At 72.0% G+C, this 25,032-nt stretch carries 20 protein-coding genes; 9 read left to right on the forward strand and 11 right to left on the reverse strand.

Annotated elements, in window-relative coordinates:
• Nucleotides 1-40 precede the first annotated feature (40 nt).
• The 7 genes from tkt to LWP59_RS21120 all read left to right on the forward strand — a co-directional run bounded on the left by tkt (nt 41) and on the right by LWP59_RS21120 (nt 9,598).
• Nucleotides 41-2,152 carry a transketolase gene (gene tkt / locus LWP59_RS21090; RefSeq protein ID WP_144642517.1) on the forward strand — a complete coding sequence of 704 codons (2,112 nt, stop codon included), beginning with the start codon at nt 41-43 and terminating at the stop codon, nt 2,150-2,152.
• Between the two features lie 21 nt (nt 2,153-2,173).
• On the forward strand, nt 2,174-3,283 hold the full coding sequence (tal, locus tag LWP59_RS21095) for a transaldolase (protein WP_144642518.1): 1,110 nt from the start codon (nt 2,174-2,176) through the stop codon (nt 3,281-3,283).
• A gap of 1 nt (nt 3,284) precedes the next feature.
• Entirely contained in the window at nt 3,285-4,904 is a 1,620-nt protein-coding gene (locus LWP59_RS21100; RefSeq protein ID WP_144642519.1) for a glucose-6-phosphate isomerase, read from the forward strand.
• A complete protein-coding gene (gene zwf, locus LWP59_RS21105; RefSeq protein ID WP_144642520.1) occupies nt 4,901-6,430 on the forward strand; it encodes a glucose-6-phosphate dehydrogenase in 1,530 nt (509 codons plus the stop codon). The genes LWP59_RS21100 and zwf overlap by 4 nt, the downstream gene beginning before the upstream one ends.
• Entirely contained in the window at nt 6,427-7,419 is a 993-nt protein-coding gene (opcA, locus tag LWP59_RS21110) for a glucose-6-phosphate dehydrogenase assembly protein OpcA (protein WP_144642521.1), read from the forward strand. The genes zwf and opcA overlap by 4 nt, the downstream gene beginning before the upstream one ends.
• Complete coding sequence (pgl, locus tag LWP59_RS21115) at nt 7,416-8,195, forward strand: 6-phosphogluconolactonase (protein ID WP_144642522.1); 780 nt, start codon at nt 7,416-7,418, stop codon at nt 8,193-8,195. The genes opcA and pgl overlap by 4 nt, the downstream gene beginning before the upstream one ends.
• A 209-nt stretch (nt 8,196-8,404) precedes the next feature.
• Nucleotides 8,405-9,598 carry a sensor histidine kinase gene (locus tag LWP59_RS21120; RefSeq protein WP_144642523.1) on the forward strand — a complete coding sequence of 398 codons (1,194 nt, stop codon included), beginning with the start codon at nt 8,405-8,407 and terminating at the stop codon, nt 9,596-9,598.
• 64 nt (nt 9,599-9,662) lie between these two features.
• On the opposite strand, the gene LWP59_RS21125 is transcribed toward LWP59_RS21120, so the two are convergent.
• The 6 genes from LWP59_RS21125 to LWP59_RS21150 all read right to left on the reverse strand — a co-directional run bounded on the left by LWP59_RS21125 (nt 9,663) and on the right by LWP59_RS21150 (nt 14,820).
• Nucleotides 9,663-10,004 (reverse strand): RNA polymerase-binding protein RbpA, encoded by a 342-nt coding sequence (locus tag LWP59_RS21125; RefSeq protein ID WP_144642524.1) that lies wholly within the window; start codon nt 10,002-10,004, stop codon nt 9,663-9,665.
• Between the two features lie 52 nt (nt 10,005-10,056).
• Nucleotides 10,057-10,287: a preprotein translocase subunit SecG gene (secG, locus tag LWP59_RS21130; RefSeq protein ID WP_144642525.1), complete on the reverse strand. Its 231-nt coding sequence runs from the start codon at nt 10,285-10,287 to the stop codon at nt 10,057-10,059.
• Nucleotides 10,288-10,415: 128 nt separating this feature from the next.
• Nucleotides 10,416-11,204, reverse strand: a complete 789-nt coding sequence (gene tpiA / locus LWP59_RS21135) for a triose-phosphate isomerase (RefSeq protein WP_144642526.1) — start codon at nt 11,202-11,204, stop codon at nt 10,416-10,418.
• A gap of 97 nt (nt 11,205-11,301) precedes the next feature.
• On the reverse strand, nt 11,302-12,513 hold the full coding sequence (locus LWP59_RS21140; RefSeq protein WP_144642527.1) for a phosphoglycerate kinase: 1,212 nt from the start codon (nt 12,511-12,513) through the stop codon (nt 11,302-11,304).
• Between the two features lie 4 nt (nt 12,514-12,517).
• Nucleotides 12,518-13,522: a type I glyceraldehyde-3-phosphate dehydrogenase gene (gene gap / locus LWP59_RS21145; protein WP_144642528.1), complete on the reverse strand. Its 1,005-nt coding sequence runs from the start codon at nt 13,520-13,522 to the stop codon at nt 12,518-12,520.
• A 131-nt stretch (nt 13,523-13,653) separates the two neighbouring features.
• The gene (locus LWP59_RS21150) at nt 13,654-14,820 is read right to left on the reverse strand and encodes a winged helix DNA-binding domain-containing protein (RefSeq protein ID WP_191334776.1); all 1,167 of its coding nucleotides are present in this window, start codon (nt 14,818-14,820) and stop codon (nt 13,654-13,656) included.
• A gap of 71 nt (nt 14,821-14,891) precedes the next feature.
• Here LWP59_RS21150 and LWP59_RS21155 point away from each other — a divergent pair, with 71 nt between their 5' ends.
• Nucleotides 14,892-15,536 (forward strand): LysE family translocator, encoded by a 645-nt coding sequence (locus tag LWP59_RS21155; protein ID WP_144642947.1) that lies wholly within the window; start codon nt 14,892-14,894, stop codon nt 15,534-15,536.
• A 6-nt stretch (nt 15,537-15,542) separates the two neighbouring features.
• Here LWP59_RS21155 and LWP59_RS21160 read toward each other — a convergent pair whose 3' ends face one another.
• From LWP59_RS21160 to LWP59_RS21180, 5 genes are all read right to left on the reverse strand, one after another.
• Entirely contained in the window at nt 15,543-16,733 is a 1,191-nt protein-coding gene (locus LWP59_RS21160) for a S8 family serine peptidase (RefSeq protein ID WP_186383436.1), read from the reverse strand.
• A 244-nt stretch (nt 16,734-16,977) separates the two neighbouring features.
• Nucleotides 16,978-17,427, reverse strand: a complete 450-nt coding sequence (locus LWP59_RS21165; protein WP_144642945.1) for a hypothetical protein — start codon at nt 17,425-17,427, stop codon at nt 16,978-16,980.
• A 410-nt stretch (nt 17,428-17,837) separates the two neighbouring features.
• Nucleotides 17,838-22,265: a coiled-coil domain-containing protein gene (locus LWP59_RS21170; protein ID WP_144642944.1), complete on the reverse strand. Its 4,428-nt coding sequence runs from the start codon at nt 22,263-22,265 to the stop codon at nt 17,838-17,840.
• A 7-nt stretch (nt 22,266-22,272) separates the two neighbouring features.
• On the reverse strand, nt 22,273-23,013 hold the full coding sequence (locus tag LWP59_RS21175) for a hypothetical protein (RefSeq protein WP_144642954.1): 741 nt from the start codon (nt 23,011-23,013) through the stop codon (nt 22,273-22,275).
• A gap of 48 nt (nt 23,014-23,061) precedes the next feature.
• The gene (locus LWP59_RS21180) at nt 23,062-24,537 is read right to left on the reverse strand and encodes a hypothetical protein (RefSeq protein ID WP_144642943.1); all 1,476 of its coding nucleotides are present in this window, start codon (nt 24,535-24,537) and stop codon (nt 23,062-23,064) included.
• A 35-nt stretch (nt 24,538-24,572) separates the two neighbouring features.
• Between LWP59_RS21180 and LWP59_RS21185 the strand changes: the two genes are divergently transcribed.
• The gene (locus LWP59_RS21185; protein ID WP_144642942.1) at nt 24,573-25,010 is read left to right on the forward strand and encodes a PPOX class F420-dependent oxidoreductase; all 438 of its coding nucleotides are present in this window, start codon (nt 24,573-24,575) and stop codon (nt 25,008-25,010) included.
• Nucleotides 25,011-25,032: the final 22 nt, after the last annotated feature.

Genomic DNA, 25,032 nt, shown 5'->3' on the forward strand with positions numbered 1-25,032 from the left:
GACGAAACAGACAACGACGAGCATCGGGAGTTCGAGTTCAGTGTCCGAAACCGCCTCTATCAGCGAGAACAACCCTCTGCTCCGGCGGAACGTGCCCGCCGACTGGACGGACCTCGACACCCGCGCCGTGGACACCATCCGCGTGCTCGCCGCGGACGCCGTCGAGAACTGTGGCAGTGGCCACCCCGGCACGGCGATGAGCCTGGCGCCGCTGGCCTACACCCTCTTCCAGCGCGAGATGCGGCACGACCCCGCCGACCCCGAGTGGCCCGCGCGTGACCGGTTCGTGCTCTCCGCCGGGCACTCCAGCCTCACCCTCTACATCCAGCTCTACCTCGCCGGCTACGGTCTCGAGCTCGAGGACCTCAAGCAGCTGCGGAAGTGGAACTCCAAGACCCCGGGGCACCCCGAGTACCAGCACACCCCCGGCGTCGAGGTGACGACCGGCCCGCTGGGCCAGGGCCTGGCGAACGCCGTGGGCATGGCGATGGCCGCCCGCCGCGAGCGCGGGCTGCTCGACCCCGAGCCCGCGCCGGGCGAGAGCATCTTCGACCACCACATCTACGTCATCGCCTCCGATGGCGACATCGAGGAGGGCGTCACCTCCGAGGCCTCCTCGCTCGCGGGCCGCCAGGAGCTGGGCAACCTCGTCGTCTTCTACGACGACAACAAGATCTCCATCGAGGACGACACGAACATCGCCCTGTCGGAGGACACCGCCAAGCGGTACGAGGCCTACGGCTGGCACGTCCAGGTCGTCGAGGGCGGCGAGGACGTCGTCGCCATCCAGGACGCGATCAAGGCCGCCAAGGCCGACCCGCGCCCGTCGTTCATCCTGCTGCGCACCATCATCGGCTATCCCGCGCCGACGAAGATGAACACCGGCAAGGCGCACGGCGCCGCGCTGGGCGCCGAAGAGGTCGCCGCGGTCAAGAGGATCCTCGGCTTCGACCCGGAGAAGAGCTTCCAGGTCGAGGACGAGGTGCTCGCGAGCACCCGCAAGGCGCTCGACCGCGGCAAGCAGTGGCGCGCCGAATGGCAGGAGAAGTTCGACGCCTGGGCGGCGAAGAACCCCGAGCGCAAGGCGCTGGCCGACCGGATGTCCACCCGGACCCTGCCCGATGGCTGGGCCGAGAAGCTGCCGACCTGGGAGCCCGACGCCAAGGGCATCGCGACCCGCAAGGCCTCCGGTGAGGTCCTCTCCGCGCTCGCCGACGTGCTGCCGGAGCTGTGGGGCGGTTCGGCCGACCTGGCCGAGAGCAACAACACCACGATGAAGGGCGCCGACTCGTTCGGCCCGGAGAAGGCCTCCACGAAGATGTGGAACGCCAACCCCTACGGCCGCACGCTGCACTTCGGTGTCCGCGAGCACGCGATGGGCGCGATCCTCAACGGCATCGCACTGCACGGCGGCACGCGGCCCTACGGCGCCACCTTCTTCACCTTCTCCGACTACATGCGCCCGCCCGTGCGGCTGGCCGCGCTGATGCACGCGCCGGTCATCTACGTGTGGACGCACGACTCCATCGGACTCGGCGAGGACGGCCCGACGCACCAGCCGATCGAGCACCTCGCCGCGCTGCGCGCGATCCCGGGCCTGAACATGGTCCGCCCGGCCGACGCCAACGAGACCTCGGGCGCCTGGAAGGCGGCGCTGGAGGACAAGCGCCACCCGTCCGGGCTGGCGCTGACCCGGCAGAACGTGCCGGTGCTCGAGGGCACGTCGATCGACGCCGTCGCCAAGGGCGCCTACGTCCTGGCCGACGCCTCCGAAAGCGCAGCGGGCGAGCCCGACGTGATCCTGATCGGCACCGGGTCCGAGGTCCAGCTGGCCGTCGAGGCCCGCAAGGTCCTCGAAGCCGACGGAGTTCGAACCCGAGTGGTCTCCATGCCGTGTTTCGAGTGGTTCGAGGCACAGGACGAGGCCTACCGGGAGTCGGTGCTCCCGGCCGGGGTCAAGGCCCGGGTGGCGGTCGAGGCCGGCATCGCGCAGCCCTGGTACCGCTACGTCGGTGACGCCGGTGAAATCGTGTCGATCGAGCACTACGGTGCCTCGGCCGACTACCAGACCCTGTTCCGCGAGTTCGGGTTCACCGCCGACGCCGTGGTCGACGCCGCGCGCAGCTCGCTCGCCAAGACCAAGAAATCCTGACCAGAAAAGGGGATGAACGTCATGAGCGACCGACTTGCCCAGCTGTCCGAAGCCGGTGTCTCGATCTGGCTCGACGACCTGTCGCGTGAGCGGCTCAACTCCGGCAACCTCGCCGGCCTGATCCGCGACAAGCACGTCGTCGGGGTCACCACCAACCCGACGATCTTCGCCAACGCGCTGTCGGACGGTGAGGCCTACGACGAGCAGGTCCGGGAGCTCGCGGACCGCGGCGCCGACCTCTCGGCCACCGTGCGCGAGCTGACCACGACCGACGTGCGCAACGCCGCGGACCTGTTCCGCGACGTCTACCGCGCCACCAACGGGGTCGACGGCCGGGTCTCCATCGAGGTCGACCCCCGCCTGGCCAAGGACGCGGAGAAGACCGCGGCCGAGGCGCAGGACCTGTGGAAGACCGTGGACCGGCCGAACATCTTCATCAAGATCCCGGCCACCGAGGAGGGTCTGCCCGCCATCACGCGCACCCTCGCGGAGGGCCTCAGCGTCAACGTCACGCTGATCTTCTCGGTCGAGCGCTACCGCAAGGTGATCGACGCCTTCTTCGCCGGCCTGGAGCAGGCCAAGGCCAACGGCCACGACCTGCGCGGCCTCGAGTCCGTGGCGTCGTTCTTCGTGTCCCGGGTGGACACCGAGGTCGACAAGCGCCTGGACGCGATCGGCACCGACGAGGCCAAGGCGCTGCGCGGCGAGGCCGCCATCGCCAACGCCCGGCTCGCCTACGCCGCGTACGAGGAGCTGTTCGCCTCCGAGCGCTGGCAGGCGCTCGCCGGCGCCGGGGCCAACCCGCAGCGCCCGCTGTGGGCCTCCACCGGCGTGAAGGACCCGTCGTACTCCGACACCCGCTACGTCGACCAGCTGGTGGTCCCCAACTCGGTGAACACCATGCCGGAGAAGACACTGCTCGCAGTCGCCGACCACGGCGAGATCGACGGTGACAAGGTCACCGGCACCGCCGGCCAGGCGCAGGCGGTGTTCGACCAGCTCTCGGCTGTGGGCATCGACATCCCGGACGTGTTCCGCACGCTCGAGGACGAGGGCGTCGAGAAGTTCGAGAAGTCCTGGCAGGAGCTGCTCGACACCGTCGAGGGGCAGCTCGGAAAGGCGAAGAGCTGACATGGTGGGGGACGAAACCACGGTCACGATCGTCGACGGCGGGCTCGCGGCGAAGGCCGCGCCGCTGATCGACAAGTTGGTCGCCGACCAGGTCGCCTCGAAGCTCGCCGCGCAGGATCCCACGCTGTGGGGCCCGGACGCCGAGTCCGAGGCCTCGATCCGGCTGTCCTGGACGACGCTGCACAAGACCTCGCGCCCGCTGATCGGCGAGATCGAGGCGCTGCGCGAGGAGCTGCGCGGCGAGGGCGTCGACCGCGTCGTGCTCGCGGGCATGGGCGGCTCGTCGCTGGCGCCCGAGGTGATCACCGGGACCGAGGGCACACCGCTGACGGTCCTGGACACCACCGACCCCGGCCAGGTCGCCGACGCGCTCGCCGGCGACCTGCAGCGCACGGTCATCGTGGTGTCCTCGAAGTCCGGCGGCACCGTCGAGACCGACAGCCACCGCCGCATCTTCGCCAAGGCCTTCACCGAGGCCGGCATCGACGCGGCGCGGCGCATCGTCGTGGTCACCGACCCCGGCTCGCCGCTGGCGGAACTGGCCGAGCACGACGGCTACCGCAAGGTGTTCCTCGCCGACCCGCACGTGGGCGGCCGCTACTCGGCCCTGACCGCGTTCGGGCTCGTCCCGGCCGGGCTCGCCGGCGCCGACGTGGCGCGACTGCTCGACCAGGCCGCCGCGGCGGCCCAGGTGCTGGGCAACGACGACGCCGCGAACCCGGCGCTGCGCCTCGGCGCGGCCTGGGCCGCGGCGCACGCCGACGGCGCGGAGAAGGTCGTGCTGGCCGACACCGGCTCGGGCATCACCGGCTTCGCCGACTGGGCCGAGCAGCTGATCGCCGAGTCCACCGGCAAGCAGGGCACCGGCCTGCTGCCGGTCGCGGTCGAGGGCCCCACGGCGCCCGGCTTCGCCGACGCCGGCCCGGACGCGACCCCGCTCGCGATCGGCCCCGAGGTCGGTGCCGCGAAGATCGCCACCGGCGGCCCGCTCGGCGCGCAGTTCCTGCTGTGGGAGTTCGCGACCGCGATCGCCGGGCGGCTGCTGGAGATCAACCCGTTCGACCAACCCGACGTCGAGGCCGCGAAGAAGGCCGCACGCTCCCTTTTGGACAACCCCGCCGCGCTCGAGGGCGGCGAGAGCCCGTCCACTGTGGACGGCGTGGTCGAGGTCTTCGCGCCGGAGGGCGTGTCCACCGACGGCGAGCTGGCCGACGTGCTGCGCGCGTTCCTCGCGACCGCGCCGGAACACGGCTACCTCGCGGTGCAGGCCTACCTGGACCGGCTCGACGACGCGTCGGCGGCGCTGTTGCGCCCAGAGCTCGCCCGCCGCAGCGGCCTGCAGACCACCTTCGGCTGGGGCCCGCGGTTCCTGCACTCGACAGGGCAGTACCACAAGGGGGGTCACCAGAACGGCATCTTCCTGCAGGTCACCGGCACGCCGGAGACCGACCTGGAGGTGCCGGACCGGCCCTACACCCTCGGCAAGCTGCAGCACGCCCAGGCACTGGGCGACGGGCAGGTGCTCGCCGAGCACGGCAGGCCGGTGCTGCGGCTGCACCTGAGCGACCGGGCCGCCGGCCTGGCTCAGCTCTTCCGTGCTGTACAGGAGGTCGGCGAGTGAAGGAGCAGTGGACCAACCCACTGCGGGATCCCCGCGACAAGCGGTTGCCGCGCATCGCAGGGCCGTCCAGCATGGTGATCTTCGGGGTCACCGGCGACCTGTCGCGCAAGAAGCTGATGCCCGCGATCTACGACCTGGCCAACCGCGGCCTGCTGCCGGCGGGCTTCTCGCTCGTCGGGTTCGCCCGGCGCGACTGGGAGAACGAGGACTTCGGCCAGCTGGTGCACGACGCCGTCGCCGAGCACGCGCGCACGCCGTTCCGGGAGTCGGTGTGGCACCGGCTCGCCGAGGGCATCCGGTTCGTGCAGGGCAGCTTCGACGACGACGACGCGTTCGACCGGCTGGCCCAGACCGTCCGTGATCTCGATGCCGAGCGCGGCACCGGCGGGAACACGGCGTTCTACCTGTCGATCCCGCCGAGCGCGTTCCCGGTCGTGACCAAGCAGCTGGCCCGCTCCGGGCTGGCGCAGTCGGACGACCAGTCCTGGCGCCGCGTGGTCATCGAGAAGCCGTTCGGGCACGACCTGGCCAGCGCCAAGGAGCTCAACGGCATCGTCAACGACGTCTTCCCCGAGGAGTCGGTGTTCCGCATCGACCACTACCTCGGCAAGGAGACGGTGCAGAACATCCTGGCGCTGCGCTTCGCCAACCAGCTGTTCGAGCCGATCTGGAACTCGAACTACGTCGACCACGTGCAGATCACCATGGCCGAGGACATCGGTCTCGGTGGCCGCGCGGGCTACTACGACGGCATCGGCGCGGCGCGGGACGTGATCCAGAACCACCTGCTGCAGCTGCTCGCCTTCACCGCGATGGAGGAGCCGCTGTCGTTCGAGCCGCGGGCGCTGCGCGCGGAGAAGATCAAGGTGCTGTCGGCGACCAAGCCGGTCGAGCCGCTGGACCAGACCACCGCGCGGGGCCAGTACACGGGCGGCTGGCAGGGCGGCAAGAAGGTGCCGGGCCTGCTGCAGGAGGCCGGGTTCGCCAAGGACTCGACCACCGAAACCTACGCCGCCGTGACGCTCGACGTGCAGACCCGCCGGTGGGCCGGGGTGCCGTTCTACCTGCGCACCGGCAAACGCCTGGGCCGCCGGGTCACGGAGATCGCGGTCGTGTTCAAGCGCGCCCCGCACCTGCCGTTCGACTCCACCTCCACCGAGGAATTGGGCCAGAACGCGCTGGTGATCCGGGTGCAGCCGGACGAGGGGATCACTCTGCGGTTCGGTTCGAAGGTGCCGGGAACGACCATGGAGGTCCGCGACGTCACGATGGACTTCGGGTACGGGCACGCGTTCACCGAGTCCTCCCCCGAGGCGTACGAGCGGCTGATCCTGGACGTGCTGCTGGGCGAACCGTCGCTGTTCCCGGTGAACGAGGAGGTCGAGCTGTCCTGGAAGATCCTCGACCCGATCCTCGAGCACTGGGCCAAGCAGGGCGCGCCCGAGCCGTACCCGCCGGGCAGCTGGGGGCCGGCCTCGGCGGACGAAGTGCTCGCGCGTTCGGGCCGGAACTGGAGGCGTCCGTGATCATCGACCTGCCATCGACGACCACTTCCCAGGTCAACCGCAAGATGGTCGAGCTGCGTGAGCGCGGCGGGGCCGTGGCGCTGGGCCGGGTGCTGACGCTGGTCATCGTCGACGACGACGGCGAGCACCTCGAGGAGCACATCGACGCGGCGAACGAGGCCAGCCGGGAGCACCCGTGCCGGGTCATCGTCGTCGCGCGGGGGTCCCGCACGGCGGCCGCTCGGATCGACGGCCAGATCCGGGTCGGCGGCGACGCCGGCGCGAGCGAGGTCGTCGTGCTGCGGCTCTACGGTCCGCTCGCGGCCCAGGGCCAGAGCGCGGTCGTGCCGCTGCTGCTGCCGGACGCGCCGATCGTGACCTGGTGGCCCAGCGCGGGCCCGAAGGACCCGGCGGAGGACCCGATCGGCCTGCTCGCGCAGCGCCGGATCACCGACTCCGCCGCCGAGCGCAACCCGATCCGCGCGCTGATGACCCGGCGCAAGGCCTACACCCCGGGTGACACGGACCTGGCCTGGACGCGGCTGACGAACTGGCGTGCCCAGCTGGTCGCGGCGCTCGACCTGCCGCCGTACGAGGCGATCACCGCGGCGACGGTCACCGGCGAGGCGGACTCGCCGTCCACCGAGCTGCTCGCCGGGTGGCTCGCGGAGTACCTGAAGATCCCGGTCAAGCGGGTCAAGGTGCCGAACGCGCAGGGCATGGTGTCGGTGTCGCTCGAGCGGCGCTCCGGCGTCGTCGAGCTGCACCGCCCGGACGGCAAGGTCGGCACGCTGACCCAGCCGGGCCAGCCGACGCGGCGGATCGCGCTGCACCGGCGCAGCACCAAGGACTGCCTGATCGAGGAGCTGCGGCGGCTCGACCCGGACGAGATCTACGAGGCCTCCCTGCACGGACTCGAGAAGCTCACCTCGGGCGCGGCGAAGGCCGCGGCCAAGACCGGCGCCAAGGCCACGAGCGGCAAGAAGACGGCCAAGGCGAGCACGTCGTGAGCAAGACCGAGGTGGTCGTCTACGCCAATCCCGACCTGCTGGCTGCGGCGGTGGCCGCCCGCCTGGTGACCAGGCTGGTGGATCTGCAGGCGGCCAAGGGGTCGGCGTCCCTCGTGCTCACCGGTGGCAGCACCGGCATCGCGGTGCTCGACCAGCTGCGCCGCTCCCCCGCACGGGACGCGGTGGACTGGTCGCGGCTGGACCTGTACTGGGGCGACGAGCGGTTCGTGCCCGCGGACGACGACGAGCGCAACGAGAAGCAGGCCCGCGAGGCACTGCTCGACCACGTGCCCGTCGACCCGAAGCGGGTGCACGCCATGGCGGCCTCGGACGGCGAGTTCGGCGACGACGTCGACGCCGCGGCCGAGGCCTACGCCCGGGTGCTGGCGGACAACGCGCAGCCCGAGGACCACGGCGACGTGCCGAGCTTCGACATCACGCTGCTCGGCCTTGGCGGCGAGGGGCACACCGCGTCGGTGTTCCCGGAGTCGCCCGCGGTCTACGAGACCGAGCGGTCGGTGGTGGCGGTGCGCAACTGCCCGAAGCCGCCGCCGACCCGGATCTCGCTGACGCTGCCGGCGATCCGCCGGTCGCAGGACGTGTGGCTGCTGACCACCGGCGAGGCGAAGGCCGACGCGGTGGCGCTGGCGCTCTCGGGCGCCGGCGAGGTCCAGCTCCCGGTCGCCGGGGCGCGGGGCCGGCGGCGCACGCTCTGGCTGATCGACAAGGCCGCGGCGGCGAAGCTGTCCAACGTGTACAAGCCGCCCACGGCCTGAGCTCCCGGAGGGCCTCCGGTGCGCAATGGTCTGCACCAGAGGCCCTTCGGAGAGGGTCCAGACCACTGAAATCCGTAACAATGGGTGAAATTCACGGTCAGCACACGTGCGCCCGTTAGCATCCGCACATTTATTCGCTTGCGCGCGTCCCAGCGAACCCCTTCGCGCATCTCACCGTCAAGTCCACGAGACGAGTGAGGGCCGATCACATGAGCACTGAGGGACTCTCCATCGGCATTTCGGTCGGTGGTGCCAAGATCGCCGACCGGGCACGCAGACGCCACGGCGCACGCTGGGAAGTGCTGACCAGACGTGAGACGCTGGCGCCGCTCGCCGTCGACGCGGCCGCCATCCTGCTGGCGGCGCTCGACGTGTGGCTGGTCATCCCCGACAAGGCACCGCCCTACTCGATCTACCTCTCGGCGCTGGCGATCCTCGCGCTGGCGGCCCGCCGGTGGCTGCCCTTCGTCGTCGTGCTCGGTACCGTGCCGGGCTTTCTCACCGGCTGGTCGCAGCTCGCCGCGATGATCGCGCTCGGCATGCTCGCCACCCGCAAGCAGACGCACTGGCAGGTGTGGGTCGGCGCCGCGCTGGTGTGGATGTGCCGGTTCATCCAGTGGCCGCTGCCGGACTTCGCGTCGCTGAGCTGGCGCGAGCACGTGCTCGACGGCATCTACGGGGTGCTCGTCGCCGGGATGCCGATCGCGATCGGGCTGCTCATCGGCGCCCGCGCCCAACTGGCGCAGAAGCTCGTCGAGCTGGCCGCGAGCCGGGACCGCGAGCAGCAGCTGCGCGACGACGCGGTGCGCGCGGAGGAGCGGGCGCGGCTCGCCCGCGAGATGCACGACGTCGTCTCCCATGACATCACCCTGATCGCGATGCAGGCCGGGGTGCTGGCTGCCTCCGGGGAGTCGGGGAACGCCAGGCAGACCGCGCAGGTCATCCGGCAGCTCTCGACACGGACGCTCGAGGAGCTGCGGTCACTGGTCGGGGTGCTGCGATCCGGCGCCGCCGACGACGGCCCACAGCCGGGCATCGGCGAGCTGGACCAGCTCGTGCGCGGCTGCGAGGTCCCCGTGCAGCTGACCGTGGACAGCGTGCCCGAGCAACTGCCGGCGAAGGTGTCCGCGGCCGCCTACCGGACCGTGCAGGAGTGCCTGACGAACGTCTGCAAGCACGCCCCCGGCGCGGCCGCCACCGTGCTGATCCTGGGCGACGGCGACGCGCTGAACATCGAGGTGCGCAACGACGGGCCCAGCCGCCCGGCGACGCCGCTGCCCTCGGGCGGGCACGGCCTCACCGGCCTGGCGGAGCGCGCCCGGCTGCTCGGCGGCAGCTTCGAGACCGCGGCGACCGACGACGGCGGCTTCCAGGTGCGGGCGACCTATCCGGTCAAGTCCTGAGAACGCCGATGGGGGCCGGTTCCCGCTTGGGTCCGGCCCCCGATCGGAGCTCGCTTCCGGCTACCTAGATCTGGCGACGCTGGCGCAGCCGCTCGAGCGCCTCGGCGAGGATCGCCTCGCCATCGGCGTCGCTGCGCCGTTCCTTCACGTACGCCAGGTGGGTCTTGTACGGTTCGGTCCGTGGTGCCGCCGGCGGGTTCTTGGCGTCCTGACCACCGGGCAACCCGCACCGCGGGCAGTCCCACTCGTCCGGGACCTCGGCGTCCATCGAAAACGACGGACGGGACTCGTGCCCGTTGGCACACCAGTAGGAAACCCGGCGACGCGGCGCGGACTCGCCGCGCTCGGACTCGCCGGAAGGACCGGCACCGACCCTGGTGCCTCGAATCGCGTTACCGCCAACCATGAATCCTCACAGTGTGATAGGCGGCGCGCCCCCCATAGGCACGCCCGTGCACTCAGACCTTCAGCAGCAGGCCGAGACCCACGATGCTGATCAACCAGATCGCACCGAGCAGCAGGGTGATGCGGTCGAGGTTCTTCTCGGCCACGCTCGACCCCGCGAGACTCGACTGCATCCCACCACCGAACAACGAGGACAAGCCGCCACCACGCCCACGGTGCAGCAGTACCGCGATCACCAACAGCACGCTGGTCGCGATCAACAGGATTTGCAGGAACAGCTTCATCTCATCCTCTGGTGTCTCCGGGTGACGTACGACCCGACGGGCGGGTGGCCCATCGTACGACACCGCGAAAGGTGTTCCCTGATCGTGTGACGGTCTGAGGTTGCCAGACTACTCGGCGGCCGGGAGGCTCACGGCAGCGGACCCCCGGCGGCCAGGGCGCACAGCTTGGTGAACTCGTCGGCCTGCAGGCTCGCGCCGCCGACCAGCGCGCCGTCGATGTTGTCGCACGCCACGAGCTCACCGATGTTGCCCGACTTCACCGAGCCGCCGTACAGCACGCGGACCTCCTCGGCGACGTCGGCGCCGTACTTGTCCGCGATCGTGGCACGCAGCGCCTTGCACACTTCCTCGGCGTCGTTCTGGGTGGCCACCCGCCCGGTGCCGATCGCCCAGACCGGTTCGTAGGCGACGACGACGTACTCCTTGACCTGCTCGGCCTTGAGGCCCTTGAGCCCGGCCACCAGCTGCGAACAGGAGTGGGGGACGTGGCGGCCCTCCTCGCGCACGTCCAGCGCCTCGCCGACGCACAGGATCGGCTTGATGCCGTGCTTGATGGCCGCGCGGACCTTCTTGTTGACCAGCTCGTCGTCCTCGTGGTGGTACTGGCGCCGCTCCGAGTGCCCGACCACCACGTACTCGCAGCCGAGCTTCGCCAGCATCGGGCCCGACACGTCGCCGGTGTAGGCGCCCGAGTCGTACGGCGAGAGGTCCTGCGCGCCGTAGGTCAGCAGCAGCTTGTCGCCGTCCACCATGGTCTGGATGCTGCGGATGTCGGTGAACGGCGGCAGGACGGTGACGTCCACCTTCGCGTAGTACTTCTCCGGCAGGGAGAACGCGATCTTCTGCACCAGTGCGATGGCCTCGAGGTGGTTGAGGTTCATCTTCCAGTTGCCTGCGATGAAGGTCTTGCGGGCCATCAGGCACCCTCCGTGTTCCGCGCGGCCCGGGTGCGGGTGTCCCGCGCGGGCACCGCCGCACCTGGTCGGGCTCGACGAGCGGCTGCGCAATTTTCGCTCATCGGCCCTCCTCCTCCAGCACCGCGACGCCCGGCAGTTCCTTGCCCTCGAGGTACTCCAGCGAGGCACCACCGCCGGTGGAGATGTGCGAGAACCCGTCCTCGGGCAGCCCGAGCAGGCGGACCGCGGCGGCCGAGTCGCCGCCGCCGACCACGCTGAACGCGGCCGAGTCCGCGATCGCCTGCGCGACCCCCCGGGTGCCGGCCGCGAACGGCGCCAGCTCGAACACGCCGGCCGGGCCGTTCCAGAAGACCGTCCTGGCCCCCGCGATGACCTGCGCGAACCGCTCGACCGTGTGCGGGCCGATGTCGAGGCCCTTCCACTCGGCCGGGATCGCGTCCGCGCGGACCGTGCGCACCTCGACGTCCTCGGCCAGCGCCTCGGCGACGACCACGTCGACGGGGAGGACGATCTTGTCGCCGTACTCGCCGAGGAGCTTGCGCGCGGTGTCGACGAAGTCGCGCTCAAGCAGCGAGCCGCCCACGTCGTGGCCCTGGGCCGCGAGGAACGTGAAGGCCATGCCACCGCCGATGAGCAGCGTGTCGACCTTCGGCAGCAGCGCCTCGATGACGGCGAGCTTGTCGGAGACCTTCGACCCGCCGAGCACCACGACGTAGGGCCGCTCCGGCTCGCCGGTCAGCTTGCTCAGCACCGCCAGCTCGGCGAGCACGAGGCCGCCCGCGTAGGCAGGCAGCGCGCGGGCCACCTCGTAGACCGAGGCCTGCTTGCGGTGCACCACGCCGAACCCGTCCGAGACGAACGCGCCGCCGTCGCCGACGAGCGCGGCGAACTCGGCCGCGAGCTCCGCCCGCTCGGCGTCGGACTTGCTGGTCTCGCGCGGGTCGAACCGCACGTTCTCCAGCAGCGCGACCTCGCCGTCGGCAAGCGTGCCGACGACCTCCTCGGCCTGCTCCCCCACGACGTCCCCGGCGAGGCGGACCGCCTTGCCGAGCAGCTCGCCCAGCCGGTCGGCGACCGGGCGCAGCGAGTACCGCGGGTCGGGCGCGCCCTTCGGACGGCCCAGGTGCGCCGCGACGACCACCTTGGCGCCGGCCTTCGCCAGGCGCTCGATGGTCGGCAGCGCGGCACGCACGCGGCCGTCGTCGGTGATGGTCTTGCCGTCGAGCGGGACGTTCAGATCCGAGCGGACCAGCACGCGCCGCCCGGCGACGCCGTCGGCCAGCAGGTCTTCGAGCGTCTTGACTGCCATGGTCTCAGGAGAGCTTCGAGCCGACGAGCTTCACCAGGTCCGCCAGCCGGTTGGAGTAGCCCCACTCGTTGTCGTACCAGCCGAACACCTTGACCTGGTCGTCGATGACCTTGGTCAGCGGCGCGTCGTAGATGCACGAGGCCGGGTCGTTGACGATGTCGCTGGAGACGATCGGGTCCTCGCTGTAGCGCAGGATGCCGGCCAGCGGGCCCTGCGCGGCGGCCTGGTACGCGGCGTTGATCTCCTCGACGCTCGCCTTCTTCGTCAGGTTGACGGTGAGGTCGGTGATCGAGCCGGTGGGCACCGGCACGCGCAGCGAGTAGCCGTCGAGCTTGCCGTTCAGCTCGGGCAGCACGAGACCGATCGCCTTCGCGGCGCCGGTGGAGGTCGGCACGACGTTCAGCGCGGCGGCACGGGCGCGGCGCGGGTCCTTGTGCGGGCCGTCCTGCAGGTTCTGGTCCTGCGTGTAGGCGTGGACGGTCGTCATCAGGCCCTTTTCGATGCCGAAGCTCTCGTGCAGGACCTTGGCCAGCGGGCCGAGGCAGTTGGTGGTGCAGGAGGCGTTCGAGATGATCGTCTGCGAGCCGTCGTAGAGGTTGTCGTTGACGCCCAGCACGACCGTCAGGTCCTCACCCTTGGCGGGCGCGGAGATGATCACCTTCTTGGCGCCGCCCGCGATGTGCGCCTTCGCGGCGTCGGCGTTGGTGAAGAAGCCGGTCGACTCGACGACGACGTCCACACCCAGGTCGCCCCAGGGCAGGTTGGCCGGGTCGCGCTCGGCGAGGGCCTTGATGGTCTTGCCGCCCACGACGATGCCCTCACCGCTGACGCTGACCGGCTCGGGGTAACGGCCCAGGATGCTGTCGTACTTGAGCAGCTGCGCCATGGTCGAGACATCGCCGAGGTCGTTGAAGGCCACCACCTCGATGTCGTGGCCGGCGGCCTGCACGGCGCGGAAGAAGTTGCGGCCGATCCGACCGAAGCCGTTCACACCTACGCGAACCGTCACTGCTCGTCTCTCCTCGGGTCGACCCGGTCCGTGACCGGGCTACACATCTTCGGGCTCAGGGGCCACCCTAGCGTGCTGGCCTGCACGGACCGACATGGACCGACGAGATGTCCGCCACCCGGGTAAATCGATCAAGAGGCCAGCTCTTTCTCCAGTGGTGTCCGGAATTTGGGAGTTACCCGGACGGCGCCGAGCCAATCGCGCAACCGGTCCGCAGCACCCTCGATCGCGGCGAGCGCGTCGGCTCCGACGTCCTCCAGCACCCGGTGCACGATCTCCCCCGATTCCCGCTGCGCCCAGCCGCCGACGATCCGGCCGCCCCACCACACGGTGGGCCCGATGTTGCCGGTGCGGTCGAACAGCGGCGCCTGGTGCGCGCCGAGGTACCACTCGCGCCGCACCCAGCCCATCGGCGTGGGGTCGAGCGCGGGCAGGAGGGCGGCGGCGGGCTCGGGTTCGGGCACGGGGTCCAGGTCGTCGGGCAGGATCACCCCGGGCGTGCCGTCCAGGTCGACCTCGGCCGTGCCGAGCTCCGCGAGCGCCTTCTTCACCTGTGCCGCCGTCCAGCCCGTCCACCACTTGAGGTCCTCGACCGGGGCGGGGCCGAACGCGCGCAGCCAGCGGCGCGCCAGCTCGGCCCGTGCGGTGTCGGGCGGGAGGGCGGGAATGCCGCCCGGCAGCCAGGAGTCCGCGGTGGCCCAGGAGTACTGCGTGGACAGCCAGGAGCCGCGCGGGCGGCCGCGGACGATGCGGCCCTGCGCGGCGAGCAGGAACAGCACCCGGTTGGTGATGTAGCCGCGGGCCTCGTACGGCTTTCCCTGTGCCATCACGATTTCGGTGCGCAGCCTCGGCTCGCTGTCGGCGATCTGCTGCGCGTGCGCGCCGCCGCGGGCGGCCAGCGCGCGGTAGGCGCCCTCCTCGACCTCGGCGAGCCAGCTGCCGAGCTCCTCGTCCAGCTCCGCCGTGGCGAGGTGCTGGATGAGCAGCTTCCGTTGCTTGCGCGCGATTTCGTCGGCACAGGCGGCCTGCACGACGGGCGCGAGCGCCACCGGGACCACGAACATCGTGCGGCGCATCCCGAGCATCCGCAGCAGCGTGCGGTCCAGGTAGAGGGCGCGCTCCACCGTTTCCGGCTCCCGCAGCCGCACCGCGGCGGACAGGTGCACGGTGGCCGGGTCGGTCGCGTGCAGCGCGACGAGCGCGTCCGCGACCTCCTCGACAGTGCTCGCGGGCGCGCTCAGCAGCTGTCGCGTCATCAGTCGCGCGCGCCGCTCGGCAACGCCCACTCGTCTCGTCACACCCGCTTCCTACCAGCGGCCACCGACAAAACCGGTCGCAACGGCAGGCTCGCCGGGGCTAGGTTCCGCATATGGTCTCCTCTGCCCACTTCGCGGCGTTCGCCGCACTGGTGTTCCTCATGGTCGTCGTACCGGGGCCGAGCGTGCTGTTCACCATCAGCCGTGCCCTCACCGTCGGGCGCCGCGACGCGCTGCTCACGGTCGTCGGCAACGCGGCGGGCGTCTACACGCAGGTGGTGGCCGTGGCGTTCGGGCTCGGGGTGCTCGTGCAGGGCTCGGCCACGGTGTTCACCGTCATCAAGCTCGCCGGCGCCGGCTACCTCGTGTACCTGGGCGTGCAGGCGGTCCGGCACCGCCACAAGCTGACCGACGCGTTCGCCGCCGCCGTGCGCACCACGCCGGGGCGCACCCGCACGGTGCTGCGTGACGGGTTCGTCGTCGGCTTCGCCAACCCGAAGTCGATCGTGTTCCTGGCGGCCGTGCTGCCACAGTTCGTCGACCAGGCCGCGGGCCGGGTGCCGGTGCAGATCATGATCCTCGGCCTGTGCCTGCCCGTCATCGCGGTCCTGTCGGACAGCGTCTGGGCGCTCGTGGCCGGTGCGGCGCGCACCTGGTTCGCCCGCTCGCCGAAGCGCCTCGAGCTCATCGGCGGCACGGGCGGCCTGGTCATGATCGGCCTCGGCGCGGGGCTCGCGCTCGCCGGCCGGAAGGACTGACGCTCCCTAGAAGCGGAACAGCCCGTGTGGCGTGCCGCGCCCGGTGGGGCCGTCCCAGCCGGCGCCGGCGCTGCACAGCCGCCCGTCGAAGGTCTGTTTCGGATCGGCCGGCACGCCGCCGCTCGGCGGGAGGCAGCGGCCGTTGCTGATGCCGCCGTTGGTGCCGGAGGTGACGTCGTTGAAGCCGGCCGGGTCCAGCTCGTAGAGCAGGTTCGGCCCGAGCACCCGCGCCAGCGACCCGCTCGCGGCGTAGACACCGGCGACGAACGGCGAGGAGGCGCTGGTCCCGGCGACGACGGTCCAGCCGAGCGGATGGTTGGTCTGCGGGCTGTAGGTCACGTAGATGGCGAGGTTGTCCGCGACCGCCGACACGTCGACCCCGGCCCGCGCGCCGACACAGGTCGTGCTGACGTCGCCGGGCTGGCTCAGCGGCGGCGGGGCGCCGGGCGCGCAGCTGGAACCGGCGCCGCTCCACGCGCCCTCGCTGTAGCGGTCGGACTGCTTGACCAGCTCGGTGCCGCCCACCGCGGTGACGGTCGGCAGCGCCTGCGGCCACAGGTACTCGTTGGCCTCGAACCCGGAGTCGCCGCTGGAGGCGACGACGGCGACCCCGTGCGGCGCCAGCTGCGCCGCGACCGGCCCGTGCAGCATCGCGTCGTCCCCGGGCAGCCCGTAGCTGATGCTGACCGCGTTCGCACCCTGGGCGACGGCCGTCTGCACGGCCGTACCGAACGCGGCCGCGTAGCCGTCGTAGTTGACGGTGCCGTTCTGGTCGGTGCTCGGCAGCTCCGACTGCGGGATCTGGATCTCCATGATGCGGCAGTTCGGGCACGCGGCCGAGGCCATGTCGACGTCGAGCGCCGTCTCCACGGCGATCTGCTCGTCGACCGCGGCACCGTCGGCACCCGCGGTGGGCGCGAGGGGCGGGCCGCCGCGGAAGTCCAGCTGCCGGAAGCAGCCGCTCGCGCTCGTGCACGGCGGCAGGCCGTACTGCGCGCGGTACACCCCGAGGTCGCTCTCGAGCGTCGGATAGGCACCGACGTCGATGATCGCGACGGTGCCCGCGTTCGGCGAGGTCGCCGGGATGTCGTGGGACTGCTGCAGATCCTGGGCGCCCCAGCCGATCGGCGCCTCGTACGAACCGCCGACCAGCTTCTGGACCTGGCACGCGACGCGCGCCAGCTTTCCTTCGCACACCGGTTCGAATCTCCCGCTCCGGGACTGATCCGCCGCCGCGGGCGCCGAGACGAGCGCCGTTGTGAGAATCATTCCGGCGAAGACCGCGAGACCGGACCGCAACTTCGGGCTCCTCATCGTGCTGTTTCGGGAGTTGGGCTGCGCCACGGGCAAAGGACCCGGCCGCGGATCCGGCTGGGGGCACCGGATCCGCGGCCGGGCGTGGACGGCGTCCGGCCCGCGGCCGCCGGACGGGACGGGTGGTTCAGCCCAGCAGGCCGGCCAGCAGCGCCGACAGGCTCAGCAGCACCCGCTGCAGGAGCGCGTCGAGCAGGGTCGCCACGGACGGGATGTCCTGCCGCGCGGTCTGGTCCGCGGGCAGCTGGGCGATCTTGTCCGCGGCGGTGACGGCCTCGTCGTGCGCGGTCGCGGCGGTCTGGCGGGTGTCGGCCTGGATCGAGTAGCGGTCGCTGGTGGCCAGATCGGACAGCAGCGGCTCCAGCTGGGTCAGCTCGGCGCGGGCCCCGGTGGCGTCACCGGCCTTGGCGTCGTTGACCAGGTTGTCGCGAGAGGTCTGGACCTGAGCGGCCGCGCTTTCGGTGCTCGACGTGCCACTGCCGGCCGGGGTGGCCGCGGCTGCCATGCCGGCACCGGTCAGCGTCAGCACGCCGCCTGCGACGAGTACCGAGATCAGGCGCGCGAATCGGTTCTTCATTGTGGGCTCCTCGAAAGAGTGGGCTGTCTGCCTGCAATTCCTTACCCAATCGAGCCACGATTCACCCAGCATCCAGCCGAAGGAGCTAACGAAAGATATTCGAGACACTTTCACGAATTGCGTACGCACTCTTTCCGGAGATTCCCGGAGGAGTGGATCAAGACAGGAAAAGGCCGAAGTCGATCACTGCCCGTCGACGCCGCGCAACTCGTTCGAGGCAACGGCCACCCAGATCGGTGGCAGCGGGAAAAATTCTACCCGGACCCCTCCGGTAACCCGTTAGGGCAGGTCACCGCGGGGGCACCGGGTCGAGCAGAATCCGCCGCGAGGCCGGGTGAGCGGGCGGGGGCGGCCGTCACGGCACGCCGTGCCCAGCCGTCGCGGTGGGGCGGGAGTGGCGGCGGATTGTCCTACTCGGTCGCCTTCGCGAACAGGCGGGTCGCCGAGAGGTGGGAGGTGCCGTCGGGGGCGGCGAGCTCGTCGAGGTGGTTGCGGATCGTCGCGTCGACCGACAGGTACTTCCGCCCTGCCCGCAGGTCCGCGTCGTTGCGCAGGCGCACGATCAGCGGGAACTCCGACAACGCGCCCGCGTCGAACAGGCCGGTCGTGTAGATCAGCTGCACGCCCAGCGCCTCCGCGACCACCCGCTGCAGCTCCAGCAGGTACCCCGCCGACGCGCGGCCGATCGGGTTGTCCAGGAACAGCACCCCCGAATGCCGGTTGCGCATCTTCCCGCGGTTGTTCGCCCGCAGCGCCGCCAGCGTGCAGTACAGGATGATCGCCGCCGTCAGCTGCTGGCCGCCCGAGAACACGTCCCGGATCTCCGACACCCGCTGCCGTTCGGTGCGCAGCACCGAGTCCGGCTTGAGCATGTCCACCCGGAACCCCTTGGGCACCGCCGCCCGCACGCCCCGCAGCACGAGCGTCATCCCGTCGCGCTTGACGTCCCGCCCGTCGCTCGTCTTCCCGGCGGCGGCCTCGTCCACGACCTGGCCGAGCGCCTCGGTGAGCTCGGGCTCCTCGGGGTCGCCGAACCGGATGCGCAGGAACTCCTGCCCGGACCAGTCGCCCAGCCCCTCGGGCAGCCGCGACAGCCGCTGCGCGGACCGCAGCATCCGCAGCGCACCCTCGACCATCCCCTGCAGCCGGGCCACGATGCCGGAGCGGTGCCGGTCGATCTGCGCGAGGTCGTCGCTCAGGGTGCGCAGCCGCGGCCGCAATGCGGCCGCCCATTCCGCCGCGCTCGCGGGCAGGCTGTCGCGGCGCACCGAGATGATCTGCTGGCGCACCGGGCTCGACAGCTGCTCGAACCGCTTGTCCGTCGCGTACTGGGCGAGCGTGTCCGAATGCGCCCGCACCCGCTTCTCGGCCTGGTCCACGGCGGCTTCGGCCTCGGTCAGCGCGGAGATCAGCTTGCGATAGCGGTTCTGGGCCGCCTCGACGTCGCCGTCGAACACCGCCTCGGGCTCGCCGCCCGGCGCGAGCTGAGCCATCGACTCCGCCAGCACCCGGAACCCCGTCGCCGAACTGGTCGCCGTCTCCGAGGCGTGCTCGGCCTCCGCGCGCCGGGCCTGCGCCTCCTCCCAGGCCCGGGCGGCGGCACTCGCCTCCTCGGCGGCCTCGTCGATCAGCTCACGGCCGTGCTCGACGTCGCGCGGCCGGGCCTCGAGCGGCGCGCCCTGCCTCGGCAGCTGGTCGAGCTCCGCCTTGCAGGTCGCGACCGCGCCGATCGCCTCACTGTGCTCGGCCTCCAGCGCCGCCACGGCACGCCCGGCGCGCGCCTGGGCGGCGGCGCGGGTCGCGGCGTCGGAGCCGTCGGGCGTCTCCAGCAGCCGGGACGCCTGCTCGCGCACCGCCGGGTCGAGGACCTCGAGTGCCACCCGTGCCGCGGACTCGGCCGACTCCGCCTGCTCCAGCTCGGCGCGCAGGTCGCTGCCGACCTCGACCTTGGCGTAGGCGTCGCTCGCGGACGCGAACGCCCGGCGCAGGGCGTCCACCGGCTCCTTGGGCACGGGGTCGTTTTCGGACACCGAGCCGCCGCCGGGCACCTCGGCCAGCTCGGCGCGAGCGCTGCTGACCGTGCGCCGGTGCCCGTCCGCGGTGCGCTGTTCCTCCGCGGCCTCCTCGCGCGCGCGGGCGGCCTTCGCGCTCGCCTGCCCGGCTTCGGCTTCCGCACGGGCGATGACCTCGCGCGCGCGCCCTGCCTCGTCCGTCCACTGTGGAATCCGGACGACGTGCTCGGCCAGCTCGCCGAGCCTGCGCGCCCGCTCCTCCCCCGTGCGCGCCTCGGCACGCAACGCCGGGACGGCTTCGCGCAGCCGGTTCCGGCGGGCGGTCAGCTCGGCGAGCTGCCGTTCCGCGGTGACGACCGCCGTCTGGCTCTCGGCGAGCTCACCGGCCGTGGTCTCGGCCTCCTCGGCGAGCGTGGCGAGCGCCCCCGGCGGGTAGTCCTCGCGCCAGGTGGTGAGCTTCCATTCGAGCGCCGCGTCGTCACCGATCGCGGTCGCGAGCGCCTCCAGCTGCTTCTGCCGGCGCGAGTGCCGGGCGAGGATGGCCTGCCGTTCGGTGTCGGCGGCCTCCTCGTCGTACATCGCGGGGTTGGGCGGCACCAGGAACTCGACGCCCGGCGCGGTGCCCTCGCGCCTGACGGCCTCGGTGGTGCCCACCGGGAGCACGGCGCTGGGCAGCAGCTTGGCATCCGCCAGCGCCGACCGCGCGCGGGCGAGCTGGGCCGGGTCGTTGACCAGCACACCGCCGACCAGGTGCGGCAGCTCGGCGAGCACCCGCTCGCGGGCCTTGGCGTCCATTGTGGACAGATAGCGCCAGCCGGACCACGCGGTGATGCCCGCGCGCTCCAGCACTTCCAGCGCCGCCTGCACCTCGGGCGGCGCGGGCAGCAGCCCGCCGTCGCCCAGCGCGGCGAGCGCCCGCTCGTCGGCGGACTCCTCCATGCGCAGGGCGGTCTGCTCGCGCTCGGCGCCCGAACGGGCCTCGCGCAGCCGCTTCAGCAGCGCCGGGGTGTCGGTCTCCGGCTGGACGTTCTCGCCGCCCAGCAGCTCCAGCAACCGGGGATGCGCGGCGAGCGCGTCGGTGCGGCGGTGTGCCTTGGCCAGCTCGCCTGCCGCCCGGTCCGCGCGGGACTGGGCCGCCGACGCGCGCTGCTGCGCGGCGTGCAGGGCCTGCTGCGCCTCGGCGTGCTCCTCCGCGACGCGTTCGAGCTCGGCCTCGCGGGAGACCAGCTCGCTCGCCGCGTTCTCCCCGCGGGCGCGGGCTTCCTGCGCCGCCGCGGCGACCTGGGTGCCGTCGCTGAGCAGGCCGTCGCGCACGGCCTGCTGCACCCGCGCACGGAGCTCGTCGACGCGGGCGGACAGCTGGGCCTCCTCCGCGCGGTACCTCGCCGCGGTGCCGGTGGCCCCGTCGCGCTGGTCCTGCGCGGCGGCCGCCTCCGTCCGCGCGGCGGCGGCGCGTTCCTCCGCCGCCCGTGCCTGGTCCTCGGCCTCGCGGGCGAGCGCGAGCAGGCCGCGGGCGAGCGCGTTCGCCGCCGCGTTCTTCGCCTCCAGCGCCGGTTTCGCGGTCTGTTCCCGCTCCCCCACCAGCTCGCGGATGTCGGCGGCCTTGCGGACGGCGTTGAGGTGCGCCAGCACGGTGCCGGTCTCGCGCCAGGCCTCCGCGGTCGCGCGGGCCTCGGCCAGCTCGCCGTCGAGGCGCTTCTTGTCCGCGGTGGCGTCGGCGAGCCGCAGCTCGGCCACGACGCGCCGCAGCTCGGTCACGACGGCCGACAGCCGGCGATGATCGCCCTCGGCGAGCTTCTCCGCGTCACGGGTCTCCTCGACGAACGCGGCGAGACCCGCCAGCCGGTCGGACTCCAGCTCGTGGCGCGCGATCACGGAACCGGCGAACGCCTGCGCGTCCGAGCGCGCGGCGGCGGCGAGCTTGCGCGACGCGGCGGCCAGCGACTCCTCCTCGGCCAGCGGGACGAGCAGGTCGAGCGCGCCGGCGACGAAGTCCCGCTCGGCGATCAGCTCGCCCCGCTGGCCGAGGTTGTGCGCGTAGGTCTGCACGACGTCGGCGAGGTCACGCGGGTCGTCCTCGGAGATGACGGCCTTGAGCAGGAACTCGACGAACGCCTCGTCGGAGGTGAAGGCGAACGCGTCGGCCGCCTCGCCCTCCCCCGCGTTCATCGCCCGCTGATAGCGGAAGAGCTCGGTGTCCAGGCCGAGCGCGTCGAGCCGCTCGGTCCACTCGTGGTGGCGGCGGGTCCACGACAGCTCCAGCTCCGGTTCCGCCCGATGCGCCTCCTCGAGCCGCTCCGCGAACCCGGACATCGTCAGCAGCCTGCCGCCGTCGGTGAAGGGCAGCGACTCCAGGCCGGTGCCGGCGCTGGGGCGGAAGCAGAACCACGAGTCGATCAGGTTCGCCGGGTCGTTGGACACGACGTGCCCGCGCCACTCGGACACCTTGCCGGTGATGACCCGCTGCCCGGTGTCGGTGTGCTGCCACTCCAGCACGACGTGCGAGACGTCCTTGGCGGCGACGAACTTCTCCAGCACGCGGGTGTTCGTGGTGCCGACCACCTGGCGGCGTCCCGGCAGCATCACCGAGAAGATCAGCTTGATCAGCACCGACTTGCCGCCGCCGTTCTCCAGGAACAGCACGCTCGCCGGGGAGGGCCGCCGCGGCAGGCCCTGCTCGGCGGAGTGGATTCCGGCGGTGAACAGCGCGTCCTGCGTCGGCGCCTTGACCAGCGGGCCGACGCCGCTGAAGTCCAGCACCACGTCCTGGTACCGCGCGCCGGCCGGGCCGACCGAATGCAGGCGCACCCGCGAAAGCTCGTACATGTCCCCCCTACAGCGTGTCCGAAATGGACGGACGGAGGGTGCCCGCGGAGTCCCCCACCGCGACGACGCCCAGCTCCAGCAACTCCTCGAACGCGCTGTCCGCCGCCAGCTCCCGCACCTGGACCTGGTAGCGCGGCGTGGTCCGGTACGTGCCGCCCTGCTCGGTGCTCACCTGCACCAGGTACCCCTGGTCGGCGAGGAACCGCAGCGCCCGCGACACCATGCCCCGCGTGGTGTCCGAGGCGAGCCGCCCGTCCTTCGTCGCCGCGGCGGCCGGGCGGCGCGCGTAGGCCCGCCACGCCTGCTCCAGCTCCGGCGCGTCGGAGAGCGGGTCGTTGTTCTGCTCCGCCTTCGCGGCACGCTCGTCGAGGATGCGGCACGCCTCGCGGACCACGCCGTCGACCTGCTCGACGCTGACCCGCCCGATGTAGGTGTCGTTGGCGAGGTCGTCCGGGCGCGGGTAGCCGAGCGCGGCGGCGGCCAGGTGCACCAGGCCGTGCAGCACCTTCTCGGTCTCCCGGCGCTCGCGGATCTTGCTCTGCCGCGCGTAGGAGTCCATCTTGATCTCGAACACGGACTCGTCGGTGGCCGCGAGCACGGCGCCGGCCTGGGCGCTGACGTCGAGCACCATCAGCCCGAGCCCGGCGGCGACCGAGTTCGTCAGCTGCTTGAAAGCGTTGTCCTCGCGGTAGCGGCGCACCAGGTCGGCGTACACGACGTCACGGCCGGGCAGCTGCTTCGGCCGCATGCCGAAGGAGACCAGCCGGGCCGCCGACTCCGCGTCAGCGGTGTTCACTCAGGCCACCCCCTCTTCGTCGTGTGCGCGCTCGATGCGGGCCGTGGCCAGCAACAGGTCCGCGCCGCCGAACTCCGCGTCGTCCAGCAGCGTGCCGTCGTCCACGGCCAGCAGCGTGCGGTCGTCCCCCTGCCGGACGGCCGCGCCGACCTCCGGACTGTAGGAGTGCAGCGCCCGCAGCGCGACAAGGCGCGCCACGTGCGGGTCGAGCTCCCTGGCCTCGGCCAGCAGCCCGGACAGCCGCCGCGGGACCTCGGGCAGGTCCAGCAGCTCGTCGGCGCGCCGCCACTGCTCGTCACTGTAGTGGTCGGTCGTCTCCGAGGGCACGAGCTCCGGCTCGGGCACCTCGCCGACCAGCTTGTCACGCTCGGGCACGGGCCGCAGCAGGAGCGAGACCAGCGACGAAAGCGCGGGCACGACCGGGACGTTCAGCCCGGCGACGGCGTGGAAGAAGCCCTCCACCGGCTTGACCGCGTCGGCGATCGGCAGCTCGAGGCTCGGCACCAGCAGCTGGCCGAACAGGTCGATCGTGGCGCGCTGCGGCGGCCCGGAGAACTGCTGGCGGTCCTGCTCGGCGCGGAACACCGCGCCCGCGGCCTGCAGCCGGGACTGCAGCCGGGTGTGCCTGCTGATGCAGTCGCCCACGATGTCGACCAGCTCGGCCGCGCGGCGCTTGTGGCCGGGGTCCTCGGCCTCGTCGCGGGCACGGGTGATGTTGCGCAGGATCGCGTTCTCCGCACGGAAGCGGGCCTCGATGTGCGACAGCGCGGAGTCGAGCAGCTCGGGCATCTCCTCGGCCCAGTCGACCGCGCGCACGTCGCGGCGGGTCGCGTCGAGCTTGGCGCGCAGCGTCTCGCCGTACTGCACCGTGCGGTAGCGGGCCTGCTCGGCGGCGAGCTTCGCGTCGGCGAGGCGGCCGCGGCTGATCAGGTTCTCCAGCTTGACCTCGGCGGCGATCTGGGCCGACTCGACGTCGGTGTCCAGGGCCCCGACGAGCACGTTGATCGCCTCGTCGCTGGCGCGCAGGTACACCTCGCCGTCCGGGGCGGCCAGCTCGACCAGCAGCTTGAAGTCGAACGCGCGGCGGCGGTACGCGCCGGTCGCGTCGACGCTGCCGTAGACGCGGCGGAACCCGCGGTCGGCGGTGCCGACGTTGATCAGGTTGTCCAGCACCCAGCGCGCGACCCGCAGATGCTCCTCGCCGCCACGGCCGGGCGCCTGCGCGGCGATGAACGGCTGCAGGCGGCGCACGACGTCCTCGTGGTCGGCGCCGGTGTCGAAGTCCATCGCGATGGTGACCTGGTCGATCGTGTGCAGCGCGATCTCCGCCATCTGGTAGACCGTCGCATCGGCCCAGTCCAGCTTCGCCTTGCGCGCGTCGAGGTCGTGCAGGGGCGCGGTGCACGCGAGCGCCTTGAGCCGCCGGGCCAGGCCCTCGTCGACCAGCCCGCCGCTGATCAGGTCCGCATCTCGCACAGCGCATGAGACTAGCTGCTTGTACCTTCGGCCCCATGCACGACATGACCCGGGACGAGTGGTGGAAGTTCGCCGGCTACGGGACGCGCACGGGGAAGATCGCCGTGGTGCGCGCGGACGGCACGCCCCACGTAACGCCGATCTGGTTCGTCCTCGACGAGACCGCCGACGGCGACGAGCTGATCTTCAACACCGGCGCGGACACGGTGAAGGGCCGCGCCCTGCGGCGGGACCCGCGCATCTCGGTGACCGTCGACGACCAGCAGCCGCCGTACTCGTACGTGCAGTTCAGCGCCGTCGCGTCGCTGCACGAGGACGTCGAGGAGATGCTCCCGTGGTCCACCGCGATCGGCGCCCGGTACATGGGTGAGGACAAGGCCGCTGAGTTCGGCAGGCGCAATGCCGTGCCCGGCGAGTACCTCGTCCGCGCCAGGATCACCAAGGTCGTCGCGCACGCCGAGCTGGCCGGCTGATTTCCGCCAGCGCCGCGGGCCC

The sequence above is a fragment of the Amycolatopsis acidiphila genome (assembly GCF_021391495.1).
In the GTDB taxonomy this organism is placed as follows: Bacteria; Actinomycetota; Actinomycetes; order Mycobacteriales; family Pseudonocardiaceae; genus Amycolatopsis_E; species Amycolatopsis_E acidiphila.

What these genes read in the sequence shown, in the direction of transcription:
- LWP59_RS21170 (WP_144642944.1), bottom strand. Translation starts at nt 22,265, where the DNA reads ATGTACGAGCTTTCGCGGGTGCGCCTGCATTCGGTCGGCCCGGCCGGC.
- LWP59_RS21100 (WP_144642519.1), top strand. Translation starts at nt 3,285, where the DNA reads ATGGTGGGGGACGAAACCACGGTCACGATCGTCGACGGCGGGCTCGCG.
- LWP59_RS21165 (WP_144642945.1), bottom strand. Translation starts at nt 17,427, where the DNA reads ATGAAGAACCGATTCGCGCGCCTGATCTCGGTACTCGTCGCAGGCGGC.
- tal (WP_144642518.1), top strand. Translation starts at nt 2,174, where the DNA reads ATGAGCGACCGACTTGCCCAGCTGTCCGAAGCCGGTGTCTCGATCTGG.
- secG (WP_144642525.1), bottom strand. Translation starts at nt 10,287, where the DNA reads ATGAAGCTGTTCCTGCAAATCCTGTTGATCGCGACCAGCGTGCTGTTG.
- LWP59_RS21125 (WP_144642524.1), bottom strand. Translation starts at nt 10,004, where the DNA reads ATGGTTGGCGGTAACGCGATTCGAGGCACCAGGGTCGGTGCCGGTCCT.
- LWP59_RS21140 (WP_144642527.1), bottom strand. Translation starts at nt 12,513, where the DNA reads ATGGCAGTCAAGACGCTCGAAGACCTGCTGGCCGACGGCGTCGCCGGG.
- LWP59_RS21155 (WP_144642947.1), top strand. Translation starts at nt 14,892, where the DNA reads ATGGTCTCCTCTGCCCACTTCGCGGCGTTCGCCGCACTGGTGTTCCTC.
- LWP59_RS21120 (WP_144642523.1), top strand. Translation starts at nt 8,405, where the DNA reads ATGAGCACTGAGGGACTCTCCATCGGCATTTCGGTCGGTGGTGCCAAG.
- LWP59_RS21175 (WP_144642954.1), bottom strand. Translation starts at nt 23,013, where the DNA reads ATGCGGCCGAAGCAGCTGCCCGGCCGTGACGTCGTGTACGCCGACCTG.
- LWP59_RS21185 (WP_144642942.1), top strand. Translation starts at nt 24,573, where the DNA reads ATGCACGACATGACCCGGGACGAGTGGTGGAAGTTCGCCGGCTACGGG.
- tpiA (WP_144642526.1), bottom strand. Translation starts at nt 11,204, where the DNA reads ATGGCCCGCAAGACCTTCATCGCAGGCAACTGGAAGATGAACCTCAAC.